Annotated in this window: 15 protein-coding genes; 10 read left to right on the forward strand and 5 right to left on the reverse strand. The window is 60.3% G+C overall.

Features of this window, described 5'->3' with window-relative positions; genetic code table 11:
- Window positions 1–292 precede the first annotated feature (292 nt).
- Window positions 293–772: an Lrp/AsnC family transcriptional regulator gene (locus AC1DVF_RS08095; protein WP_007909658.1), complete on the forward strand. Its 480-nt coding sequence runs from the start codon at window positions 293–295 to the stop codon at window positions 770–772.
- Window positions 773–1,065: 293 nt separating this feature from the next.
- Entirely contained in the window at window positions 1,066–1,275 is a 210-nt protein-coding gene (locus tag AC1DVF_RS08100; RefSeq protein WP_003228500.1) for a DUF2788 domain-containing protein, read from the forward strand.
- Here the strand turns inward: AC1DVF_RS08100 and AC1DVF_RS08105 are convergent.
- From AC1DVF_RS08105 to AC1DVF_RS08120, 4 genes are all read right to left on the reverse strand, one after another.
- Window positions 1,270–1,905: a pseudouridine synthase gene (locus AC1DVF_RS08105; RefSeq protein WP_093434639.1), complete on the reverse strand. Its 636-nt coding sequence runs from the start codon at window positions 1,903–1,905 to the stop codon at window positions 1,270–1,272. The two genes, AC1DVF_RS08100 and AC1DVF_RS08105, sit on opposite strands and share 6 nt — an antisense overlap.
- Window positions 1,906–1,977: 72 nt before the next feature.
- Window positions 1,978–3,477 carry an AMP nucleosidase gene (gene amn / locus AC1DVF_RS08110; protein WP_016986142.1) on the reverse strand — a complete coding sequence of 500 codons (1,500 nt, stop codon included), beginning with the start codon at window positions 3,475–3,477 and terminating at the stop codon, window positions 1,978–1,980.
- 191 nt (window positions 3,478–3,668) lie between these two features.
- Window positions 3,669–5,318: an acyl-CoA dehydrogenase family protein gene (locus AC1DVF_RS08115; RefSeq protein ID WP_477782297.1), complete on the reverse strand. Its 1,650-nt coding sequence runs from the start codon at window positions 5,316–5,318 to the stop codon at window positions 3,669–3,671.
- Window positions 5,319–5,414: 96 nt separating this feature from the next.
- Window positions 5,415–7,769: a hybrid sensor histidine kinase/response regulator gene (locus AC1DVF_RS08120; protein ID WP_257356216.1), complete on the reverse strand. Its 2,355-nt coding sequence runs from the start codon at window positions 7,767–7,769 to the stop codon at window positions 5,415–5,417.
- A gap of 304 nt (window positions 7,770–8,073) precedes the next feature.
- Here AC1DVF_RS08120 and AC1DVF_RS08125 point away from each other — a divergent pair, with 304 nt between their 5' ends.
- The 4 genes from AC1DVF_RS08125 (at window position 8,074) to AC1DVF_RS08140 (ending at window position 11,592) form a co-directional block, all read left to right on the forward strand.
- A complete protein-coding gene (locus AC1DVF_RS08125; protein WP_007909650.1) occupies window positions 8,074–8,871 on the forward strand; it encodes a hydroxymethylpyrimidine/phosphomethylpyrimidine kinase in 798 nt (265 codons plus the stop codon).
- 18 nt (window positions 8,872–8,889) lie between these two features.
- Window positions 8,890–9,513 carry a thiamine phosphate synthase gene (gene thiE, locus AC1DVF_RS08130; protein WP_093434631.1) on the forward strand — a complete coding sequence of 208 codons (624 nt, stop codon included), beginning with the start codon at window positions 8,890–8,892 and terminating at the stop codon, window positions 9,511–9,513.
- Between the two features lie 15 nt (window positions 9,514–9,528).
- Window positions 9,529–10,812, forward strand: coding sequence for a glutamate-1-semialdehyde 2,1-aminomutase (gene hemL / locus AC1DVF_RS08135; RefSeq protein WP_093434628.1), 1,284 nt, complete (start codon window positions 9,529–9,531; stop codon window positions 10,810–10,812).
- Between the two features lie 225 nt (window positions 10,813–11,037).
- Window positions 11,038–11,592 carry a tetratricopeptide repeat protein gene (locus AC1DVF_RS08140; RefSeq protein WP_003228518.1) on the forward strand — a complete coding sequence of 185 codons (555 nt, stop codon included), beginning with the start codon at window positions 11,038–11,040 and terminating at the stop codon, window positions 11,590–11,592.
- Between the two features lie 139 nt (window positions 11,593–11,731).
- Here AC1DVF_RS08140 and AC1DVF_RS08145 read toward each other — a convergent pair whose 3' ends face one another.
- A complete protein-coding gene (locus tag AC1DVF_RS08145; RefSeq protein WP_003185742.1) occupies window positions 11,732–12,061 on the reverse strand; it encodes a DUF1820 family protein in 330 nt (109 codons plus the stop codon).
- Between the two features lie 133 nt (window positions 12,062–12,194).
- Here AC1DVF_RS08145 and miaB point away from each other — a divergent pair, with 133 nt between their 5' ends.
- The 4 genes from miaB (at window position 12,195) to AC1DVF_RS08165 (ending at window position 16,047) form a co-directional block, all read left to right on the forward strand.
- Entirely contained in the window at window positions 12,195–13,523 is a 1,329-nt protein-coding gene (gene miaB / locus AC1DVF_RS08150; RefSeq protein ID WP_477782298.1) for a tRNA (N6-isopentenyl adenosine(37)-C2)-methylthiotransferase MiaB, read from the forward strand.
- A gap of 193 nt (window positions 13,524–13,716) precedes the next feature.
- Entirely contained in the window at window positions 13,717–14,715 is a 999-nt protein-coding gene (locus tag AC1DVF_RS08155) for a PhoH family protein (protein WP_095048764.1), read from the forward strand.
- On the forward strand, window positions 14,708–15,202 hold the full coding sequence (ybeY, locus tag AC1DVF_RS08160; protein WP_476335666.1) for an rRNA maturation RNase YbeY: 495 nt from the start codon (window positions 14,708–14,710) through the stop codon (window positions 15,200–15,202). The genes AC1DVF_RS08155 and ybeY overlap by 8 nt, the downstream gene beginning before the upstream one ends.
- Before the next feature lie 5 nt (window positions 15,203–15,207).
- Window positions 15,208–16,047 carry an HlyC/CorC family transporter gene (locus AC1DVF_RS08165; RefSeq protein WP_007909641.1) on the forward strand — a complete coding sequence of 280 codons (840 nt, stop codon included), beginning with the start codon at window positions 15,208–15,210 and terminating at the stop codon, window positions 16,045–16,047.
- Window positions 16,048–16,061 lie beyond the last annotated feature (14 nt).

Consider the following 16,061-nt stretch of genomic DNA (forward strand, 5'->3'; position numbering starts at 1 on the left):
CCTTTAGAGAACTTCGTCCTGGCTCGACGCTTTTGACGTCGGCTCACCTCACGCCGTCTTCTGGACAGTGTGCAGCTCGGGGGCCGGCACAACCCCGGTGGGGGTGGCGGCCGCGGCGGGCCTGATAGGGCGGGCCGCTGTGGACTGTGTTACCGAGCAGTGATTCTGGTGATAAGAATAGGCCTGAGACGGCGACAGAGGATTGCGAAGATTGCTGAAATAAACACCACTTGCGCAATTTTTAACCCTGGATAGATAATCTGCCGCAATAGTTACAACCAAGGACAGATTGATGAGCAAACTCGACCGTTACGACCTGAGTATTTTGGCGGAATTGCAGCGCGACGCCCGCATCTCCAACCAGGAGCTGGCCGAGCGCATCGGTCTGTCGCCCTCCCCGTGCTCGCGCCGGGTCAAGCAACTGGAAGACGACGGCTACATCTCACGCCAGGTCGCATTGCTCGATCGCAAGATGCTCGGGCTGAGCCTGACCGCGTATGTGCTGATCGGCATGGACCGGCATACGCCGGAGCGTTTCGAGAATTTCGAAGCGGCGATTCGCACGTTGCCGCAGGTGCTGGAGTGCAGCCTGGTGACGGGGGTGGATGCTGACTATCAGTTGAAAGTGGTAGTGCCGGATATGGATCACTATCAGAAGCTATTGCTGGGACACCTGACCCGGATTGAAGGCGTGACCAGTGTGCGCTCGAGTTTTGTGCTGAATCAGGTTTTGAACAGCACGGAACTGCCGCTGACTCATTTGCGTAGCTGATCAAAGGCCCCCTCATCGGAACGCCGCCCGCCCAGCCCTCTCCCCCAGGAGAGGGAGCCGACCGAGGTGTCTGCTGTCATACATCGACCTGAAAAATTGAGTCGATTATGGATTCACAACAGAACGTTCAGGTCGGCGTATTTTGCGAGCATCCCCGGTCAGTCCCCTCTCCCTCTGGGAGAGGGTTAGGGTGAGGGCAAAGGTTTCGGATCAGACCCAGATCAATGCCACCCCGCACACCTTGGCGTATACTCGCCGCGCCCTTTTAGCCGCGCCCATGCCGGAGAACCCCAATGGATCCAGCAGTATTCGAAGAGTGGATGATGACCGGTCTGGTCAGCATCCTGATCATTTTCATGGGTTTCATCGTCTGGGATCTGGCGAAGAAGTCCAAAGCCGGGCGCTTTGGCTCGTTCATTCTGTTCTTCGTACTGGGCCTGGGCGTGGCCGCGTTCATCATCAAGAGTGTGGTGATCGGCCTGATCGAGTCCGGCGCTTTATAAGCGCGCCGGCACTTCCTTCCACTGGCCCTGATCGAGCCCGTCGATCGTCCAGTCACCAATCTTCACCCGCACCAACCGCAATGTCGGCAGGCCTACCGCCGCCGTCATGCGCCGTACCTGACGGTTGCGCCCTTCGCGAATCACCAGTTCCAGCCATGACGTCGGTATGGTGGCGCGAAAACGCACCGGCGGATTGCGCGGCCACAATTCAGGCTCATCCAGTTGCCGCGCTTCGGCGGGCAAGGTCATGCCGTCATTCAGTTCAACGCCATCGCGCAAGCGCTGCAATTGCTCAGCCGTCGGCACACCTTCGACCTGCACCCAATAGGTCTTCGCCAGTTTGTGTTTCGGATCGGCGATACGCGCCTGCAACTGCCCGTCGTTGGTCAGCAGCAACAATCCTTCGCTGTCGCGATCCAGGCGTCCGGCCGGATAAATGCCGGGCACATCGATGAAATCCTTGAGCGTCGCCCGCCCTTCACCGTCGCTGAATTGCGTCAGCACATCGAACGGTTTGTTGAACAGGATCAGTTTCGGCTCGGCCGGCGGTGCCTTGGCAACACGGCGTGGCGCGGACGACTGAGGCTTCGCGCCGGGGCGGCGGGAAGGTGGACGCGGGGGACGAGACATAAGAGAACAGACATTTAGCGATCAGGGCTGACAATGCTAGTGCCCCGACCGCCAAATGACCACGACTAAGCGTTAACGGAACGGCGGCTCGTCGAAGCTGCGCAGTTTGCGCGAGTGCAGCGAGTTGAGTTCAGTGCGCAGCAGGTCCACCGCTTCAATGCCGATCTTCAAGTGCTGGCTGACCGCGCGTTCATAGAAGGCATTGGCCGAACCCGGCAGTTTGATTTCACTGTGCAGCGGTTTATCTGAAACGCAGAGCAACGTGCCGTACGGCACCCGCAAGCGATAACCCTGCGCTGCAATCGTGCCGCTTTCCATGTCCACGGCCACGGCGCGGGACAGGTTGATCAACGGTCGTTCCTGCGCCCAGCGCAATTCCCAGTTACGGTCGTCGTAGGTCAGCACGGTGCCGGTGCGCAGGCGTTTCTTCAGGTCATCGCCCTTCTCGCCGGTGACGTTGGCCGCTGCTTGCTGCAGGGCCATTTGCACTTCCGCCAGGGCCGGGATCGGGATGTTCGGCGGCACCACACGGTCGAGAATGCCGTCGCGGCGCATGTAAGCGTGGGCCAGCACGTAGTCGCCGATGGTCTGCGACTGACGCAGACCGCCGCAGTGGCCGATCATCAGCCAGCAATGCGGACGCAGCACCGCCAAGTGGTCGGTGATGTTCTTGGCGTTGGACGGGCCGACGCCGATGTTGACCAGCGTCACGCCGTGGCCATCGCTGGCGATCAGGTGATAAGCCGGCATCTGGTATCGGTGCCAGACCACACCGGCCGCAATCGCCGATGCTTCGCCGTGATCCATGCCCTTCTCGATGATCACGTTGCCCGGCAAGACCATGCGCACGAATCGCGGGTCGCGGCGCAACTGTTCCAGACCATGGACGATGAACTGGTCGACATAGCGGTGATAGTTGGTCAGCAGAATCCACGGCTGCACATGCCGCCAGTCGCTGCCGGTGTAGTGCACCAGACGGCGCAGGGAGAAATCCACGCGCGCGGCGTCAAACAAGGCCAGCGGCAGCGGATCGGTGTTTTCCCAGTCGTAGAGACCGTCGGCGATGCCATCGGTGGCGGCGGACAGGTCGGTACTCGGGAACACCCGCGCCAGCACGGCAGCAGTGACGCCGGAACCGGCGAGTTCATCGCCCTGCTCGACCACATACGGATACGGAATGTTTTGCTGGCTGACGCCGACTTCCACGGTCACGGTGAAGTCGTGCATCAACGGCACCAACTGTTCGAGCAGGTATTTGCGGAACGCCGCCGGGTGGGTGACGGTGACGCTGTAGGTGCCCGGCAGTTGCACCTTGGCATAAGCGCGGGTGGTCTGCGGCACTTCGCCCTGGCAGTGATAGGTCAGACGCAGTTCGGGATAACGAAACAGAGCACGCTGCGCAGCGTCGGGTTCGACGCGATCCTTGAGGTAACGCTTGAGCGCCGAGTTCAGCGCAGTGGTGGCCCGCTCATGCAGCTCGGCCAGACGGTCCACGGCTTGTTCGGCGGTTTGAACGACAATAAACGCTTCGGTCACGATCAGCTTCCTGTGTTCTGACTTGCAGAGCTTCATCTTGCCTGCATCGTGGCGTCACGGGAACAGTGGCGTTGTGGGTGTACCCAAATCTTCCCATCTAGGGAGATCCCGTGGGAGCGAGCTTGCTCGCGAATACGGATTGTCATTCAACATAGCTGTCGACTGATGTACCGCTTTCGCGAGCAAGCTCGCTCCCACAGGGTTTTGTGCCGCTTGGGAAATTGAGCTCAGAAACCTTGTGGAGTTGAGCGGGCGACGATGGCTTCGACGTCCAGTCCGCGAGGTAATGCACCGTAAACCCGGCCGCCACCGCTCAGGCGGCTGGCGATGAAGGCATCGCTGACCGTTGAATTTCCGGCCTCCAACAGAAGCTTGGCCTGTAAACCGAGCGCGATGTCTTCGGTCAGTTGCCGCGCGCGATACTGAATATCACTGGTGTCCTTGAACTGCGCCTGCAACTGCTGAATATGCGCCGCCAGACGCTTGTCGCCATGCCCGTCACCGAGTTCGCTGAACAACACATCCAGTACCCCCGGCTCTTTCGACAACGCGCGCAGCACGTCGAGGCATTGCACATTCCCCGAGCCTTCCCACGTAGAGTTCACCGGTGCCTCACGGTACAGACGCGGCAGGATACTGTCCTCGACATACCCGGCGCCGCCCATGCACTCGGCCGCTTCGTTGATCATCCCCGGCGCACGTTTGCAGATCCAATACTTGCCCACCGCCGTCACCAGTCGCGCGAATTGCGCTTCGTGGCGATCATCCAGATGATCCAGCGCCTTGCCCATGCGCAAACTCAGGGCCAGCGCGGCTTCGCTTTCCAGGGCCAGATCAGCCAGAACGTTTTGCATCAACGGCTGTTCGCTGAGCAGCTTGCCGCCAACCTTGCGGTGCGCGCAGTGATGGCTGGCCTGGGTCAGCGCCTGGCGCATCAAAGCGCTGGAACCGACCATGCAATCGAACCGAGTCATGGCGACCATCTCGATAATAGTCGGCACGCCGCGCCCTTCCTCACCGACCATCCACGCCAGCGCGCCACGGAACTCCACTTCGCTGGAGGCGTTGGACTGGTTGCCGAGTTTGTTTTTCAGGCGCTGGATGTAGAACTGATTGCGCGTGTCGTCCGGGCGATGACGCGGCAACAGGAAGCAGCTCAAACCCTTGTCGGTCTGCGCCAGCGTGAGGAAGGCATCGCACATCGGCGCCGAGCAGAACCACTTGTGCCCGACCAGTTCATAGGCCTGACCCGGGCCACTGGCGCCGACCGGGTAAGCCTTGGTGGTATTGGCGCGCACGTCGGTGCCGCCCTGTTTCTCGGTCATGGCCATGCCGATGGTCACGCCGGCCTTGTGCGCCATGCCGACGTTGCGCAGGTCGTATTCGGTGGCGAGGACTTTCGGTAGCCATTGCTCGGCCAGATTCGGCTGCAAACGCAGGGCCGGCACGCTGGCGAAAGTCATGGTCAACGGGCAACCGCTGCCGGCTTCTGCCTGGCTGTGCAGATAGGTCATCGAGGCGCGCGCGACATGCGCGCCGTCCTGTGGATGGGTCCATGGCAGCGACGTCAGGCCATGCTCGATCGCCGTGCGCATCAGTTCGTGATAGGCCGGATGAAATTCCACCAGATCGATGCGATGACCGTAGGGGTCATGGCTGGCGAACGTTGGTTTATTCTGGTTGGCGAGGAACCCGGCTTCCATCAACGGCCCACCAGCGAGTGCACCGTAGGCATCGATCCGCGACTCCGCCCACCCGGCACCAAAGCGCCGCGACCACTCCTGCAACGGCAGGTCGATGCGGTACAGGTTAGTGCCGTCCAGCGACGGTGGCTGGTTGGTGACTTCGTGGGTTTCGGCGAACTGATGCAGGTTCATGACGGGCTCCTTCGGGCAACCAAGGAACCCAGTTAAGCACCGCTCGGCAACCGGTCAAAGTGTCATATCCGCCGAATTCGCGGCGCTTTTACCCTACTAGCAGCACAGCACCCGCCGCTCCAGTGCAGATTGCAGATCTTCGAATTTTACGGGTTTGTTCAAGTAATCGACCGGCGCCCCCGTTGCGCAAAGCTCTCGGTCGGCAGTTAGCGCCAGCATGAATACCGGCAAGTTCGCGCAGCCCGGCAACGCATGAATCTGGCAGCACAATGACGCGCCGTCGTAAGCCGGCAACTGGCAATCGATCAGCACTGCGTCGAAAGTCTCTCGTTGCAAGCAATCCAATGCCGCCGCGCCGTTGTCGGCGGTACGCACGCGAAAGCCGAGCTTGAGCAACATGCCGCGCATCACCAGTTGGTTGACACTGTTGTCATCCACCAGCAACACCGTGCAGTCCTGCGGTGCACGCACACAATCGTGCGAAGGCGCGACGATCGGCGCAGCTTCAACCGCCGGCAGTTCAAACTCAACGTCCAGTTGAAAACGGCTGCCACGTCCGGGTTCGGAGCGATGAGTAAGCTTGCCGCCGAGCAGCTCGACCAACTGTCGGCAGATCGCCAGCCCCACGCCCAGTCCGCCGTATTCGCGGGTCATCGAACCGTCGAGCTGGAAGAAGCGCTGGTACATCGTCGCCTCGCCCAGATCGGTAAAACCGATGCCGGTGTCGATCACCGCAAACGACAACGCCAGGCGATTGTCCGTCGACGGTTTGCCGGTCACCCGCAGCGCCAGCCCGCCGACGCGGGTGAACTTGATCGCGTTGTCCAGCAGGCATTCCAGGCATTGCGCGAGTTTGGCGCTGTCGCCGTGCAGACGATCCGGCAGGGTCGGCAGCACCTCGACCTTGAAGTCCAGCGACTTGCTCGCCGCGTTGCTGTCGAACTGCACGCGCAGCGCTTCGACCACCGCGCGCAGGCTGAAACTGCCCGGCACAGCCTTGAGCTTGCCGGCCTGCAATTCCGTGAGGGTGAGGATGCCGTTGACCATGCGCATCATGTCTCGCGCGGAACCGGCGGCGGTCTGCTGGTATTGCTCAAGCTCCGGATCCAGCTCGACGGTCTGCATCAGCTCCAGCGAACCGATCACGCCGTTCATCGGTGTGCGCAATTCGTGGGTCAGGGTTGCGAGGAATTCGTCCTTGAGTTTGTTGCTGTGGGCCAGTTGCTGGTTGAGCACTTCGAGTTTCTGCCCGGCGTCATACAAGGTCTGCGCTTGTTGCTCGCGCATCGCGTTGATCCGGTCGGCCAATGCCAGCGACAGCAGCGCCACCTCGATCGCCGAGCCGATCTGGCTGGCATACATGGTCAGGAACACGTTCGGCAGCAAGCCGAGCACCATCAGCGTGTTGACGATGCCGCCGAGCAGGAACGCCGACCAGGCGATGATGAAATAGCGCGCCACCCGCAAGCCGCGCCACCAGGCCAGAATCCCGGCGGCGAAAATCACCACAGTGAAGGTCAGCGCCAGTATCGTCGCCAGGCGCAGCGACAACGCGTAACTGGTCATCAGCGACAAACCAACCACCAGCGCACCGAACGCGATCAGTGCAATCAGCAGGCGATCAAGCCAACGACTATGGTTTTTGGTCTGCAGGAAACTGCGGGCGAACTGACTGCCGAACAGCCCCGCACAGCCGATGAAAAATGGCGTGGCCGCGTTGGCCCACCACGGATTGTCCGGCCAGAAATACTCCACCGCCGCGCCGTTCACCGACAACTGATAAAGGCCGAACGAGGCGATATAGAAGATGTAATAGAGGTAACTGGTGTCGCGCACACTCAGATAGATGAACAGGTTGTAGACCAGCATCCCCAGCAGCACGCCATAAATGATCCCCAGCACATACAGGCGCACCGGCTGATCTTCGAGGTACGCGGTGCTCGACCACAACGTCACCGGTGCCTGAATCGAGCCTTCACTGGCCAGTCGCAGGTACACGGTTTGTTGTTGACCCGGTGCGAAAGCGAGGTCGAACAAATAGTTGTTCTGGCGGATCTCGCGGCTGGCGAACGGCCAGGCGTCGCCGGTTTGCCGGACGAGGCGGTAGTCGCCATTGGCGTCGGCCGTATAGAGGTCGAGATGGTCAAGCGGTGGATAAGCCAGTTCCAGCAGCCAGGTGCGCTGGGCGGCGGGATTGCTCGGACGGTACTGCAGGTCAATTTTCAGCCAGAACGCCGAGCGCGAGTAACCGGCATTAAGCGTGGCCTTATCGTGAACTTTGAAATTGCCGGCGGCAGCTTGCGCACGAACATCGGCAATGCTCGCCTGACCGCTCGGGTCTTCGAACACTTGCAGCGACCGGCCCAGAGGGAGGCTCTGGGTAAATTCGTCGAATTCGACGGCGCTCGCCATGAGTGGCAAGCAGAACAACAACATCAGCAAATAGCGCATTGAAGCCCCAGCGTGGCTCGTCCGGTTGTGTCAGGAAGCCCCCCCATTCCCTTTGAGTAGACGTAAAACCGGTATTACCTGTTATTGGTTTGGATCCAGACTAGCATAGCCGTTGATGGCCATTGAGCACCATTGAAATTTTTCCTACAAAGGCTCTAGAACGGGCGTTCCAGAGCAAAGCAGCGAGCTAGAGCTGTTGAGATGGTCAGCTTGTGACAGAGCGGTCGGATTCTCCTGCCAGGTTAGCGGCCCGGGACAACGGCACTGAACCCGAAAATCAGCTTTGGTGGTAAGCTCGCGCACCATGAATATCTACAGCTCCCGCCCCGTTGTCCTCTGTCTCTCCGGCCACGACCCAAGTGGTGGCGCCGGCTTGCAGGCAGATATCGAAGCCCTGCTCGCGCAGGGTTGCCATGCGGCTCCGGCCGTCACCGCCCTGACCGTGCAAGACACCGTCAACGTCACTGACTTCCGCGTCCTCGACCGTGAGTGGGTGTTGGCTCAAGCCAATGCCGTACTCAACGACTCCGAAGTCGCGGCAGTCAAACTGGGCATGCTCGGTTCGCTGGAAATGGTCGACACCGTTGTCGAACTGCTTTCCGCGCACCCGCACTTGCCGGTGGTCTGCGACCCGGTGCTGCGCGCCGGCGGCGGCGGACGTCTGGGCAAGGACGAGGTGGGTTACGCGATGCGTGAGCGTCTGCTGCCGCTGTCGATCATTGCCACCCCTAACCTTCCTGAAGCGCGAATCCTCGCCGAACTGCCCGAAGGCACTGCGGACGAGTGCGCTGAAAAACTCCTGCCGTTCGTCAAAAACCTGCTGATCACCGGCGGCCATGGCGACGAAACTGAAATCCACAACCGCGTGTATAGCCGCGACGGTCTGCGTGAAACCTTTATCTGTCAGCGTCTGCCCGGCAGCTATCACGGCTCCGGCTGCACCTTGGCCAGCGCACTCGCCGGCCGACTGGCCCAAGGCGAACACCTGGCCAGCGCCGTACGCAGTGCACTGGATTACACCTGGCGCACCCTGCGCGATGCCGAACAACTGGGCAAAGGCCAGTTCGTCCCGCGTCGCCTGCCGCTGGATTTCTGCTCGTAACGTCGTGAGGTCTGCCTGATGAAACTACGTGGCCTGTATGCCATTACCGACAGCCAGTTGCTGGCCGGCAAGTTTCTGTCTTACGTGGAGGCGGCGCTGGAAGGCGGCGTCACCCTGCTGCAATACCGCGACAAGAGCAACGATGAGGCCCGCCGTCTGCGCGAGGCCGAAGCGCTGCGCGATCTGTGCGAGCGCTACAAGACGCAGCTGATCATCAACGATGACGCTGAGCTGGCGGCGCGCCTCAACGTTGGCGTGCACCTCGGCCAGACCGACGGCCCGCTGTCGCCGACCCGCGCCCTGCTCGGCTCGAAAGCGATCATCGGCTCGACCTGCCACGCGCAAATCGCGCTGGCCGAACAAGCGGCCAAAGAAGGTGCGAGTTATGTCGCCTTCGGTCGCTTCTTCAACTCCAACACCAAGCCCGGCGCGCCGACCTGCAGCCTCGATCTGCTCGACGAAGCCAAGTGCACACTGCACCTGCCAATCTGCGCGATTGGCGGCATCACCCTCGACAACGCCGCGCCGCTGGTGGCCCATGGGGTCGACCTGCTCGCCGTGGTCCACGGTCTGTTTGGTGCCGAGAGCACCGCCGAAGTGACCCGCCGCGCCCGCGCGTTCAATGAATTACTGAAAGTCTGATTTGAGAGCCCGATCATGTCTCGTTCCGAAACCCTGTTTGCCAATGCCCAGAAACACATTCCCGGAGGCGTGAATTCGCCGGTTCGCGCGTTCAAAAGCGTGGGCGGCACACCGCTGTTCTTCAAGCACGCTGAAGGTGCTTACGTTACCGACGAAGACGACAAGCGTTATGTCGATTACGTTGGTTCGTGGGGTCCGATGATCCTCGGCCACAGCCACCCGGACGTGCTGGACGCAGTGCGCAATCAGCTGCAACACGGCTTGTCGTACGGTGCGCCGACCGCGATGGAAACCGAGATGGCCGATCTGGTCTGCTCGCTGGTGCCATCGATGGACATGGTGCGCATGGTCAGCTCCGGCACCGAAGCGACCATGAGCGCGATCCGTCTGGCCCGTGGTTACACCGGCCGTGACAGCATCATCAAGTTCGAGGGCTGCTATCACGGCCACTCCGACAGCCTGCTGGTCAAGGCCGGTTCCGGCGCACTGACCCAGGGCGTACCGAGCTCCGCCGGTGTGCCGGCGGCTTTCGCCAAACACACCCTGACCCTGCCGTTCAACGACATCGACGCGGTTGAGAAGATGCTCACTGAAGTCGGCCAGGAAGTGGCCTGCATCATCGTTGAGCCAGTGGCCGGCAACATGAACTGCGTACCACCAGCACCAGGCTTCCTCGAAGGCCTGCGCACGCTGTGCGACAAGCATGGCGTGGTGCTGATTTTCGACGAAGTGATGACCGGTTTCCGCGTTGCCCTCGGCGGTGCTCAGGCGTATTACGGGGTCAATCCAGACCTGACTACCTTCGGCAAGATCATCGGTGGCGGCATGCCGGTCGGCTGCTTCGGCGGCAAGCGTGAAATCATGCAGCGTATTGCGCCGCTGGGCCCGGTGTATCAGGCCGGCACGCTGTCGGGTAATCCGTTGGCCATGGCCGCCGGCTTGACCACGCTGCGTTTGATCAGCCGTCCGGGTTTCCACGCCGAGCTGACCGACTACACCACGCGCCTGCTCGATGGCCTGCAACAACGCGCCGATGCTGCTGGCATTCCGTTCGTGACCACGCAGGCTGGCGGCATGTTCGGTCTGTACTTCAGCGGCGCCGACGACATCGTCACCTTTGAAGATGTGATGGCCAGCGACGCTGCCCTGTTCGGTCGCTTCTTCCACCTGATGCTGGAAGGTGGCGTGTACCTGGCGCCGAGCGCCTTCGAAGCCGGGTTTACCTCGATCGCCCACGGCGAAGCCGAGTTGAAACTGACACTGGACGCTGCCGAGCGCGCCTTCGCCGCACTGAAATAACTGCCGTACCGCTGACGTTGGCTATCGCCAGCGTCAGCATTCACCTACATCGACGCTGTTTTTCCGATGCTCCTGCTAAAAATCTCCCCTAAAGTGGGCGATATATTCCCCGCGCAGCAGAAAAACGAGTAAAGACTTTGTAAGGTTGGCCCTGCTTATTTCATAATGCGCGCTTATTGGATCCCTCGATGGGTCCGCGTGCCCTTCAGAGGTAAGTCGATTCCCATGAACCGCACCGGCCGCACCCTTGCCTTGGGCTGCCTGTTGCTCCTTCAGCCCCTGCTCGCGCATGCACAAGCAGGCGGCAACTCGTTGTTGATCCCGGCGATGGGTCGTTGCACCCTCAATACTCAGCCGCAAGACGTCACGCAGGCACTGGCCGCCTGCCAGAAAGCGGCGGACGAAGGGGATGCGCAAGCGCAATACGAGTTGGGTGAGTTCTACTACGACGGCAAGAATGCGCCGCGCGACCTCAATCAAGCCTTGAGCTATTTCGAAAAAGCCTCGCTGCAAGGCCACGCTCAGGCTCAGTTCAAGCTCGGCACCATGTTCTTCCACGGTGAAGGCGTGCAGGCCAACAATATTCAGGCGTACATCGTGCTGAAGATGGCCGCGGTCAACGGCGCTGAAGACGCGCTGGACACGGCCGACGAAGTCTCCGAAAAAATGTCTCGCGAAGACCTCGAAACCGCGACCCAGGTGCTCGGGCAAATTTTCCGTAAATACCTGATGGAACTGCAGAGCGCCGATGGGCGTACGCCGTTCTCGCCTCTTCCCTGATTTTTGCGCCGACCTTTCCGGCCCCTTCGCGAGCAAGCTCGCTCCCACAGTAGATCTCCAGTGTTCAGAAGATCCCCTGTGGGAGCGACGGTGCGACGATTCGACTTGCTCGCGAATGAGGGCGACGCGGTCTTGTGTTTTACTTCTCAGGCATCGGCATCGGAAACGGCATCACATTGCCGACCGCGCCGCGGGCTTCGCTGATTTTCGGGGTGCCCAGACGTTCCACTTCATCGATGCGCACAATCGAATGCATCGGCACAAAGCTGCGCACCACGCCTTCGAACTGCGCCTTGAGCTTTTCTTCGCTCGGATCGACGACCACTTGCGTGCGCTCGCCAAAGACGAACTCTTCCACTTCCAGAAAGCCCCACAGATCACTTTGATAGATCTGCTTGGCGTACATTTCGAACACCTGGCCCTGGTTGAGGAAAATCACCTTATAGATTGGAGCTTCGCGTTTGGTCATGGCGGGGGGATAACATCGGGGATAAAAATGAGGGCGCAAACTATAGCATAGCCACCGGACGCGCAGCGGTAGGAACCTGAAGGCTTGTTCCCTATAATGCGCGGTTCTTTGAATCACGTGATGACCCTAATCCATGGCCAAGAAGCTTTACATCGAAACCCACGGTTGCCAGATGAACGAGTACGACAGCTCGCGCATGGTCGATCTGCTGGGTGAACATCAGGCCCTGGAAGTCACCGCGCGTGCCGAAGATGCCGACGTAATTCTGCTCAACACCTGCTCGATCCGCGAGCGCGCCCAGGATCGCGTGTATTCGCAGCTCGGCCGCTGGCGCGAACTGAAACTGGCCAACCCGGAAATGGTGATCGCTGTCGGCGGTTGCGTGGCCAGTCAGGAAGGCGCGGCGATTCGTGATCGCGCGCCGTACGTCGACGTGGTCTTCGGCCCGCAGACCCTGCACCGCCTGCCAGAAATGATCGACGCCGCGCGCATCACCAAAATGCCGCAAGTCGACGTGTCGTTCCCGGAAATCGAAAAATTCGACCACCTGCCCGAGCCGCGTATCGACGGTCCGAGCGCCTATGTGTCAGTAATGGAAGGCTGCAGCAAGTACTGCACGTTCTGCGTGGTGCCTTACACCCGAGGTGAAGAAGTCAGCCGGCCGTTCGATGACGTGGTCGCCGAAGTCATTCACCTCGCCGAAAACGGCGTGCGTGAAGTGACGCTGCTGGGGCAGAACGTCAACGGCTATCGCGGTACGACCCATGACGGTCGTCTGGCTGATCTCGCCGAGCTGATCCGCGTCGTCGCCGCCATCGACGGCATCGACCGCATTCGCTACACCACTTCGCACCCGCTGGAATTCTCCGACAGCCTGATCCAGGCCCACGCCGACGTCCCGGAACTGGTCAAGCATCTGCATTTGCCGGTGCAGTCGGGTTCCGACCGGATTCTCGCGGCGATGAAGCGCAACCACACGGCGCTGGAGTACAAATCCAAGCTGCGCAAACTGCGTGCGGCGGTGCCGGGCATCTGCATCAGTTCGGACTTCATCGTCGGCTTCCCCGGCGAGACCGAGAAAGACTTCGAACAGACGATGAAGCTGATTGCCGATGTCGGTTTCGACTTCTCCTACTCGTTCGTTTACAGCCAGCGCCCAGGTACCCCGGCGGCCGATCTGGCCGACGAGACCCCGGAAGAGTTGAAAAAGGAACGCCTGAACGCCCTGCAACATCGCCTGAATCAGCAAGGCTTTGAGATCAGCCGACAAATGGTCGGCTCGATCCAGCGCATTCTGGTCACCGACTATTCGAAGAAAGACCCGGGCGAGCTGCAAGGGCGCACCGAGAATAATCGAATAGTCAACTTCCGCTGCGACAATCCGACCCTGATCGGCCAGTTCGCCGATGTGCGCATCGACGCGGCGCAACCGCACTCGCTGCGCGGCTCGCTGGTCCAGTAACACTGCATTTCCCTGTGGGAGCGAGCCTGCTCGCGAAGGCTGCGACACATTAAACATTCATGAGTCTGACAGACCGCCTTCGCGAGCAGGCTCGCTCCCACATGAACCGTGGTGATTTAAGAGCTTTCGCACCCAGGCCTCTGGCGTTATCCTTGATTTCATCTTAATTGCCCCAGGGCGGCTAAATACGACCTTGAACGCACCCATAGAACCACATCGTTTTATCCTCGAGCCTTTTGAGGCTCGCCGCTTCGCCAATCTGTGCGGGCAATTCGACGAGCATTTGCGCTTGATCGAACAGCGCCTGACCATCGAGATCCGCAACCGCGGAAACCAGTTCGAGTTGATCGGCGACCCCAAGCACACCACGTCTGCGGAAAACCTGCTGCGCCGCCTGTACCGGGAAACCAAAGGTACCGAGCTGTCGCCGGACCTCGTGCACCTGTTCCTCCAGGAATCTGCCGTGGTCGAGCTGGACAATCACGCCCCCGCCGAAGCGTCCGTTGCCCTGCGCACCAAGAAAGGCATGATTCGCCCACGCGGCTTGAATCAGTTGCGCTACGTGAAGGAAATCCTCGGTAACGACATCAACTTCGGCATTGGCCCGGCCGGTACCGGCAAGACCTATCTGGCCGTGGCCTGCGCTGTCGATGCCCTGGAGCGCGAGCAGATCCGTCGCATCCTGCTGGTGCGTCCGGCGGTTGAAGCGGGTGAAAAACTCGGCTTCCTGCCCGGCGACCTGTCGCAGAAGATCGACCCGTACCTGCGCCCGCTCTACGACGCGCTCTACGAGATGCTCGGCTTTGAATACGTGGCCAAGCTGATCGAGCGCCAGGTGATTGAAGTTGCGCCGCTGGCCTATATGCGCGGTCGCACGCTGAATAACAGCTTCATCATTCTCGACGAAAGCCAGAACACCACCGTCGAACAGATGAAGATGTTCCTGACCCGAATCGGCTTTGGCTCCACCGCAGTCATCACCGGTGATATCACCCAGGTCGACCTGCCGCGTGGCACCAAGTCCGGCCTGCATCATGTGATCGAAGTGCTCAAAGACGTGCCGGGCATCAGCTTCACGCACTTCCAGCCTAAAGACGTCGTGCGTCATCCTTTGGTACAGCGGATCGTCGAAGCCTACGAGCGCTTCGAAAACCGTGACGAAGCCCCCAAGGACACCTCGCGAAATGCTTGAGCTAGACCTGCAAATCGCGACTGAAGCGAACGCGCCGAGTGAAACCGACTTCCGCCTGTGGTGCGAACTGGCCCTGCGCCAACGCACCGCCGACTCGGAAATGACCATTCGTCTGGTCGACGAGGAAGAAGGCCGCGAGCTCAATCACACCTGGCGCCACAAGGATTACGCGACCAACGTCCTGTCGTTCCCGGCTGAAGTGCCTGACGAGTTTCTCGACATCCCGCTGCTCGGCGATCTGGTGATCTGCGTGGCCGTGGTCGAGCGCGAAGCCGCCGAACAAGGCAAGGAACTAAAGGCCCACTGGGCACATCTGGTCATTCACGGCTGCTTGCATCTGCTTGGTTACGACCATATAGATGACGAAGAAGCCGAAGAAATGGAAGCACTGGAACGCGAGTTGCTTGCTGAACTGGGCTATCCCGATCCGTACGCGGACGACGAACCCGAAACATCCCCTATCGTTACAACAAAGGATTCAGAGTAATCGCTATGAGCGAAGATCGATCGAGCAACGGGCAGAAGTCATGGCTGGGTAAACTGACCCAGGCTTTTGCCCACGAGCCGAAGAACCGTCAGGAGCTCCTCGAGCTGCTGCGTGATGCACATCAGAACAAACTGCTGGACAGCGAAGCGCTGGCCATCGTCGAAGGCGCCATTCAGGTGGCTGACCTGCAAGTACGCGACATCATGGTGCCGCGTTCGCAGATGATCAGCATCAAGGCGACCCAGACACCCCGTGAATTCCTCCCGGCCGTGGTCGATTCGGCCCACTCGCGCTATCCGGTGATCGGCGAAAGCCATGACGACGTGATGGGCGTGCTGCTGGCCAAGGATTTGTTGCCGCTGATCCTCAAGGAGAACGGCGACAGCTTCAACATCAAGGATCTGCTGCGCCCGGCCACCTTCGTGCCGGAGTCCAAGCGCCTGAACGTGTTGCTGCGAGAATTCCGCGCCAACCACAACCACATGGCCATCGTCATCGACGAATACGGCGGCGTAGCCGGTCTGGTAACGATTGAAGACGTGCTGGAACAGATCGTCGGCGACATCGAAGACGAACACGACGTCGAAGAAGACAGCTACATCAAGCCGCTGCCCAGCGGTGACTTCCTGATCAAGGCCCTGACCCCAATCGAGAACTTCAACGAGTTCTTCGACAGCGAGTTCTCCGATGACGAGTTCGACACTGTCGGCGGCCTGGTGATGAGCGCGTTCGGGCACTTGCCAAAACGCAACGAAATCACTGAAATCGGCGCCTATCGTTTCCGCATCCTGAACGCCGACAGCCGTCGGATTCATTTGCTGCGACTGACCCCTATCGCCCGGTAAGAAATCTAAGGACT

The sequence above is a fragment of the Pseudomonas sp. P4_D7 genome (genome assembly GCF_056401755.1).

Bases quoted from the DNA above. Each gene is read 5' to 3' on its own strand.
- AC1DVF_RS08115 (WP_477782297.1), bottom strand. From the start codon at position 5,318: ATGAACCTGCATCAGTTCGCCGAAACCCACGAAGTCACCAACCAGCCA.
- miaB (WP_477782298.1), top strand. From the start codon at position 12,195: ATGGCCAAGAAGCTTTACATCGAAACCCACGGTTGCCAGATGAACGAG.
- hemL (WP_093434628.1), top strand. From the start codon at position 9,529: ATGTCTCGTTCCGAAACCCTGTTTGCCAATGCCCAGAAACACATTCCC.
- ybeY (WP_476335666.1), top strand. From the start codon at position 14,708: ATGCTTGAGCTAGACCTGCAAATCGCGACTGAAGCGAACGCGCCGAGT.
- AC1DVF_RS08125 (WP_007909650.1), top strand. From the start codon at position 8,074: ATGAATATCTACAGCTCCCGCCCCGTTGTCCTCTGTCTCTCCGGCCAC.
- AC1DVF_RS08165 (WP_007909641.1), top strand. From the start codon at position 15,208: ATGAGCGAAGATCGATCGAGCAACGGGCAGAAGTCATGGCTGGGTAAA.
- AC1DVF_RS08105 (WP_093434639.1), bottom strand. From the start codon at position 1,905: ATGTCTCGTCCCCCGCGTCCACCTTCCCGCCGCCCCGGCGCGAAGCCT.
- AC1DVF_RS08120 (WP_257356216.1), bottom strand. From the start codon at position 7,769: ATGCGCTATTTGCTGATGTTGTTGTTCTGCTTGCCACTCATGGCGAGC.
- AC1DVF_RS08100 (WP_003228500.1), top strand. From the start codon at position 1,066: ATGGATCCAGCAGTATTCGAAGAGTGGATGATGACCGGTCTGGTCAGC.
- AC1DVF_RS08140 (WP_003228518.1), top strand. From the start codon at position 11,038: ATGAACCGCACCGGCCGCACCCTTGCCTTGGGCTGCCTGTTGCTCCTT.
- AC1DVF_RS08145 (WP_003185742.1), bottom strand. From the start codon at position 12,061: ATGACCAAACGCGAAGCTCCAATCTATAAGGTGATTTTCCTCAACCAG.
- thiE (WP_093434631.1), top strand. From the start codon at position 8,890: ATGAAACTACGTGGCCTGTATGCCATTACCGACAGCCAGTTGCTGGCC.
- AC1DVF_RS08095 (WP_007909658.1), top strand. From the start codon at position 293: ATGAGCAAACTCGACCGTTACGACCTGAGTATTTTGGCGGAATTGCAG.
- amn (WP_016986142.1), bottom strand. From the start codon at position 3,477: ATGAAGCTCTGCAAGTCAGAACACAGGAAGCTGATCGTGACCGAAGCG.